The organism is Vibrio sp. SG41-7 (assembly GCF_014164465.1).
Taxonomy (GTDB): domain Bacteria; phylum Pseudomonadota; class Gammaproteobacteria; order Enterobacterales; family Vibrionaceae; genus Vibrio; species Vibrio splendidus.
The window spans coordinates 1-6,405 of sequence record NZ_JACJFF010000182.1 but is presented as its reverse complement, the minus strand read 5'-3'; the positions used below and the strand labels follow the sequence as shown (position 1 = coordinate 6,405).

Below are 6,405 nucleotides of genomic sequence, written 5' to 3'. Positions count from 1 at the left end.
AGAATACCGGCCTGTCACGCCGGGGGTCGCGGGTTCGAGTCCCGTCCACTCCGCCACTTATTAGAAAAGCCCTGCTAGAAATAGCAGGGCTTTTTTACATCTCAAGAAAAGTGTTTTGCCCTTCGGCCGAACGAGTCCTACAAAGGGTTTGCCTGAAGTCCGCAACCCCGTCCATTCCACTACTTATTAGAAAGCCTAGTCTGACGACTAGGCTTTCGTCGTTTCTGACGTATTAGTTTTTGGACTTTGGTTACTGACGTTATCGCTACATATTGAGGTGTATCTCTAGATAGTGGGAGGCTCGTGCTGTTTTACATTTAAACCTGACGAATTGAGATGGTTACTTCTAATTCTTTTTGCTACAGCCTCTAAAGATAACGGAGTCTCAAATTAGACTAATCTAAGCACAACTGAGCATAAGGGGGGGGATCTATCACGCTAGTTCCTCGCTGTAGTGAGTGGCGTAGGATATAGAAAGTAATTGTCGATTGAGTTGGTATCTGACTTGGTTGTTATTTGTATCTGATAGCCGCATCTTAATTATTAGGCTGACTAAGAAAGGTAGATATTTGGAGATTTAAGCGTTGGCACTGGTCTTGAGTAAATAGCGAAATTACATCAAACAAACTTATCTCGCAGATACAAAAACGCCTAACGGTTGCTAGGCGTTGATAATTAGTACTTTAATACATCTACTACAATATTTGTTTAAGGACTCTATCGGCTTTGACACGAGTGATCTTACGAATCAACTTCTGAACCTCCATCGGATAGCTCTCAACCTTCTCCAATTGCTTATAAGTGCATATTAGCTGAGTGTGTTGAAGAATATTATCTACTTCAGCCTGGAACTTGTCTGTTAAGTGATGGTAGTTATCTTGGATAAAGATGCCGTTTTCTAGATCCAGTTTCCATGCTCGAGGATTTAGGTTATTACCTGTTAGAAGCATGTAGCGCTTATCGACCCAAATACCCTTTAGATGGAAGCTATTTGAATAGTGTTGCCAAAGTCGAATCGAAAGGTTACGACTAGCAATATGAGCTTCGTTGGCTTTAGCAAAACGACGCAGGTTCAGCTCGTAAAGGTATGGTAAACCACCAATCGTTTTAAACTCTTCCTCTGGGGAAATAAAGAAGTCATTGGCTGTCTTATCACCAACAACAATACTGACCTTCACGCCACGTTTAAGCGCTCTCTTTACTTCTTTTGCTAGACTAGGTGGGAAGTTGAAGTAAGGCGTACAAATGAATATCTCGTCTTTAGCCTGAGCGACAAGTTGATTGATTCCCTGATTCAGACGGTTACGTCTCTTGCCGATACCTACCAATGGTGTCACAGCGACTTGTTCGGGAGAAACATCTTGACCATCGAATTGATATTGAGATCTTGCTAACGATGCTCGGAACTGACGAATTGCAGGTTTCAGTTCTTTGGTAGCTGGTTTGTTCTTATCAGCCAAATCATAAACAGCAATGTCTGAAACCATCTGTTCGTGTACGTATGTAAACATCGTATCAGCAAGCGTTGCGTTGTTTAAAACGTGGTAACGATCAAAGCGATAGCGGTCATGGTAGTTCAGGTAGATATTGTTAAGGCTTGCACCGCTGTATATCACGCTGTCATCGACGATAAAGCCTTTTAAGTGCAATACGCCAAAGACTTCTTTGCCGCGAACTGGAATGCCATAGACGGGTACAGAGTGCTGATATTTTACCGCAAACTCTTTATACATGGCTGCATTGCCTTCAGAAGACTCTGCGCCAATCAATCCACGTTGAGCTCTGTGCCAATCGACACACACACTCACATCTAATTCTGGATTCTTTTGCTTTGCTTCATATAAGGCAGTTAGGATCTCACGGCCAGCCTCATCATCTTCAAGATACAAAGCGACTAAACTAATACGAGTTGTTGCGCGAGATATCTCATCAAGTAAGCGAGCTCTAAACTCTTGCGCTGATAGTAGTACTTCAAACTTGTCAGGATTCTGCGCTATGGTTGGCAACTGTATGAATGGATTCCTACTGGCAATCATATTGACTGTTTTACCTTAAAAATATGCAAAATTACGAACCTTTAATTTTACCAAAGGGATGGCATCAAATACTAGATAATCGAGGCATTCTCTAACAATTTTGCTGATAATGCATAGGAATGAGATCTTTTCCGCTATTTGAATAGCGCTCGTACAAAACTCTTAGGCCATTAGGAAGATCTTTTGGGTCTACTTGCATGAACTTGTGTCGAGAGTAAAAGTTGGTGAGATGAGCATAAGCAAAGCAATAATCGCTTGCTGTTAACGTATGTTTCGCACAATAGGCCATAAGCAGAGAGCCTAATTGCTTACCACGATGTTGTTTTGATATCGCCATACCAGTAAGTAAGCGGTTATCTTCAATGGTGCGAAAACGCACGACACCACAAAGTTCGTTATCTAGTAATAACGAATAGATCAGTTCACTCTTGTTCGCTTTTCCCGTTGGATAATGTTCCTTATAGAAACGTTTAACTAGGGGAACCTTTACTGGGTCTAATTGAGTAATGATGACATTGTTCATTCAGTCACTGCGCCATTGGTTTATCTGCTGTAGAATGATGGCAGTGTAAGTTAATTGAATATCGCCATGCAATTCCATCTCAATGCTAGTTTAAAAAATGTTCATACTTTTTCTATCGATCAGACCTGTGATGCGTTGGTTGAAGTAACTACGATCGACGAACTGATTTCGGTTTATAGGAATCCTAAATGGTCAACTTCACCTAAGTTAATTCTGGGTAAGGGCAGCAATATGCTTTTTACCAAGCATTTCGCTGGTTTGATCATTGTGAATAAATTAGCTGGGATTGAGCTGACCGAGACGGACCGTCATCACCTTCTGCATGTGAGTGGTGGTGAGGATTGGCCAAGCTTGGTTGAGTGGAGTGTTGATAAAGGTCTGGGTGGTCTAGAAAACCTCGCAATGATACCTGGTTGTTCAGGTTCTGCTCCTATTCAGAATATTGGTGCGTATGGTGTTGAACTGCAAGACGTATGCGAATATGTTGATATTCTGTATCTGGATACTTATACAGTTAAGCGGTTAAGCAAAGAGGAATGTCTCTTTGGCTACCGAGATTCTATTTTTAAGCACGCTCTCTATGGCAAAGCGATTGTTGTTGCGATTGGTTTGACCCTACCTAAAGAGTGGAAACCATGTAATCACTATGGTCCGTTAAAAAGCCTACCGGCTGAAACTCTCTCGCCTCGTACTATATTTGATGAAGTATGCGCTATCCGTTCAAGTAAGTTGCCAGATCCTAGAGTCCAAGGCAATGCGGGTAGCTTCTTCAAAAACCCTGTGATCATCAAAGATCATTTTGATCGCCTGTTAGCTATATATCCCAACATTGTCGGCTATGAGAGTAATGGCATGATCAAAGTAGCTGCAGGTTGGCTGATTGATCAATGCCAGTTCAAAGGCGTGACAGAAGGTGGGGCTCAAGTTCACCCAAACCAAGCATTAGTTATCATCAATTATGATGAGGCTTCTGCTGTGGATATCCTTAAGCTTGCAGAGCGAGTGCGTCAATCAGTCTTGAATAAATTCGATATTCGATTGGAACATGAAGTGCGTTTTATGGGACGAGACTGCGAGACAAACCTAGATAAAGCTTTGGAGTCATTGGCATGAGAGAGCACAGTACCAAGCTTGCACTATTGAGATGTCTTGCCGATGGTGAGTTTCATTCTGGTGAAGACTTAGGTGAAATGATCGGTGTATCACGAGCGGCTATCAGTAAGCACATTAAAGGTATCCAAGAGTGGGGGTTAGATATCTATCGAGTACAAGGCAAAGGTTATAAGCTAGCCAGTCGTTTAGATATGCTTGACCAAGAAAAATTGTCTGCTGTGAGTCGTGATGCTTCTCTTGAACTCATTCCAATCATAGGTTCAACAAACCAACACCTGTTAGAGCGTACTAATACCCTCGAATCGGGGTCGGTCTGTATTGCTGAATATCAAGCTGCAGGTCGTGGACGTCGTGGAAGAGAGTGGGTATCGCCATTTGGTGCAAATCTTTACCTTTCAATGTATTGGAGGCTTGATGCAGGTATGGCTGCCGCTATGGGATTAAGCCTTGTCGTTGGCGTTGCTGTTGTTGAAGCCTTGGAAGAGATGGGTGTTGAAGGCGTTAAACTGAAATGGCCGAATGATCTTTACCATAATGACAAGAAACTCGCGGGTATTTTAGTCGAGTTGTCAGGACAGTCTGGTGGCGCTGCTCATATTGTTATTGGTTTGGGACTAAACCTGTCCATGGATCCGACAACATCAGGTATTGGTCAGCCGTGGACGTCTCTCAAAGAGGTCTGTGATGGAAAAGTGCCCGACCGTAACCAGTTAGCACAGGCTCTGATCAATGCTTGGGACAAGTCACTTGCCGACTATGAGTTGAAAGGAATGTCTAATTTTGTCGAACGGTGGAACCGCTTAGATAATTTCTTAGGTCGCAACGTAAGGTTGATTATTGGACCTAGAGAAATTGAAGGTGTCGTTCAGGGGATTGATGAACAAGGCGCCGTGCTGCTCAAAACTGAGAATGGTATAGAGAGCTATATCGGGGGAGAAATCTCGCTGAGGAAAGGAGACTAAGGCTCTACTATTTTCTTAGTAACACTTCCTCAACCATATGATCTGCGCCTTTGCGTAAAATCAGGTGAGCCCTTTCTCTGGTCGGAAGGATATTTTGCTCTAGGTTTAAACCATTGATTGATTGCCAAATACCTTCTGCTTTTTCCTTAGCGGCTAGATCTGATAATTTAGTGTAGTGCCCGAAATATGAACCAGGTTTAGCGAAGGCACCTTCACGGAACTTCATAAAACGATTTACATACCATTGTTGAATTTGAGCGCTTTCTGCATCGACATACAATGAGAAGTCGAGGAAGTCTGAAATGAAGACTCTATGAGGCTCATGTGGGTAATTCATACCGCTTTGTAAAACGTTGAGCCCTTCGATAATGAGCACATCGGGTAAGTCGACCTCTTTTACTTCCTTGGTAATGTTGTAGGTGAGATGAGAGTACACAGGTGCAGTCACATTCCGCTTACATGCCTTTACGTCTGAAACAAAATTGACTAGCGCTTTGATATCATAGGACTCAGGGAACCCTTTCTTACTCATTAATCCTTTTTCTTCCAATATTTCATTTGGATATAAGAAGCCATCTGTCGTAACTAGCTCAACTTTAGGGTGGTTTTCCCAACGAGATAGCAAAGCTTTCAATAGACGAGCTGTTGTACTTTTCCCTACTGCTACGCTGCCAGCAATACCAATGATGAATGGTGGCGCAGTTTCTTTCTTATCCAGAAATTGATGAAGCACTGAGTTTCTATTTTGTCGAGCGGCCACATAGAGGTTTAACAGGCGCGATAACGGTAGATAAATCTCTACTGCTTCTTCCATTGTCAGCTTTTCATTGATGCCTTGAAGCTCTTTCAAATCGCTCTCAGAAAGTGTCATTGGAACTAAATTCCTTAGTTCAGACCACTGCGCGCGGTCAAATGACATAAATGGGCTCATACAAAACTCTATAGTGGATAACAAAACAAGTGCATGGAAAATACATCAAGCGATAGATAAATTAAATATCTTCCTTTACTAGATGCGGATTAAAGGCAGAAACCTTGAGCTAAATAACCGTATATAGGAATTTGATAAGAGAATTTTGCACTTTTTTGCAATTTACTATTGCAAGGTGGAAAATCATTCAATAAAATGCGCCCCACTTGTGCCGACTTAGCTCAGTAGGTAGAGCAACTGACTTGTAATCAGTAGGTCACCAGTTCGACTCCGGTAGTCGGCACCACTTTCTCCCTTCTATTTATAGAGAGCGAGAGAAAGATCAAAATTTGGAGGGGTTCCCGAGTGGCCAAAGGGAGCAGACTGTAAATCTGCCGGCACTGCCTTCGATGGTTCGAATCCGTCTCCCTCCACCATATTCTAAAGGTTAAATAGCTCAAAAGAGTTACGTGTTGCGTGCATCGTATAATGGCTATTACCTCAGCCTTCCAAGCTGATGATGCGGGTTCGATTCCCGCTGCACGCTCCAACTCATTTTTGTGTGCTGATATAGCTCAGTCGGTAGAGCGCACCCTTGGTAAGGGTGAGGCCCCCAGTTCGACTCTGGGTATTAGCACCAGTCTAAAGCTTCTTCTCCTTTAATAAAGAAAACCATTTTTTTTGGTTGCGTGGTCTTATTTTAAGCCACCTAATCCGTACCTAGAGGGACACCCCATGTCTAAAGAAAAATTTGAACGTACGAAACCGCACGTAAACGTTGGTACTATCGGCCACGTTGACCACGGTAAAACAACTCTAACTGCTGCTATCTGTACTACACTTGCAAAAGTGTACGGCGGT

6 protein-coding genes and 4 tRNA genes are annotated in these 6,405 nt (G+C 42.8%); 7 read left to right on the top strand and 3 right to left on the bottom strand.

Translation table 11 applies throughout. The features are described 5' to 3' along the window. Positions 1-695 precede the first annotated feature (695 nt). Complete coding sequence (gene pssA / locus H5300_RS24895; RefSeq protein ID WP_182797177.1) at positions 696-2,036, bottom strand: CDP-diacylglycerol--serine O-phosphatidyltransferase; 1,341 nt, start codon at positions 2,034-2,036, stop codon at positions 696-698. Between the two features lie 91 nt (positions 2,037-2,127). Then, on the bottom strand, positions 2,128-2,559 hold the full coding sequence (locus H5300_RS24890) for a GNAT family N-acetyltransferase (protein WP_017086923.1): 432 nt from the start codon (positions 2,557-2,559) through the stop codon (positions 2,128-2,130). 66 nt (positions 2,560-2,625) lie between these two features. Here H5300_RS24890 and murB point away from each other — a divergent pair, with 66 nt between their 5' ends. Continuing rightward, positions 2,626-3,672, top strand: coding sequence for a UDP-N-acetylmuramate dehydrogenase (murB, locus tag H5300_RS24885; protein WP_102442566.1), 1,047 nt, complete (start codon positions 2,626-2,628; stop codon positions 3,670-3,672). Next, positions 3,669-4,634: a bifunctional biotin--[acetyl-CoA-carboxylase] ligase/biotin operon repressor BirA gene (gene birA / locus H5300_RS24880; protein ID WP_102442565.1), complete on the top strand. Its 966-nt coding sequence runs from the start codon at positions 3,669-3,671 to the stop codon at positions 4,632-4,634. Before murB ends, birA begins: the two co-directional genes overlap by 4 nt. 7 nt (positions 4,635-4,641) lie before the next feature. On the opposite strand, the gene coaA is transcribed toward birA, so the two are convergent. Beyond that, positions 4,642-5,565 (bottom strand): type I pantothenate kinase, encoded by a 924-nt coding sequence (gene coaA, locus H5300_RS24875; RefSeq protein WP_017078366.1) that lies wholly within the window; start codon positions 5,563-5,565, stop codon positions 4,642-4,644. 210 nt (positions 5,566-5,775) lie between these two features. On the opposite strand from coaA, the gene H5300_RS24870 reads away from it, so the two are divergent. The 5 genes from H5300_RS24870 to H5300_RS24850 form a co-directional block, all read left to right on the top strand. Further along, positions 5,776-5,851 (top strand) — tRNA-Thr (locus H5300_RS24870). A 45-nt stretch (positions 5,852-5,896) separates the two neighbouring features. Next, a tRNA-Tyr gene (locus H5300_RS24865) sits at positions 5,897-5,981 on the top strand. Positions 5,982-6,019: 38 nt separating this feature from the next. Next, positions 6,020-6,094, top strand: a tRNA-Gly gene (locus H5300_RS24860). A 14-nt stretch (positions 6,095-6,108) separates the two neighbouring features. Next, a tRNA-Thr gene (locus H5300_RS24855) sits at positions 6,109-6,184 on the top strand. Between the two features lie 95 nt (positions 6,185-6,279). Beyond that, positions 6,280-6,405: GTP-binding protein (locus H5300_RS24850; protein WP_228842096.1), on the top strand; the 126-nt coding region annotated here is incomplete at its 3' end.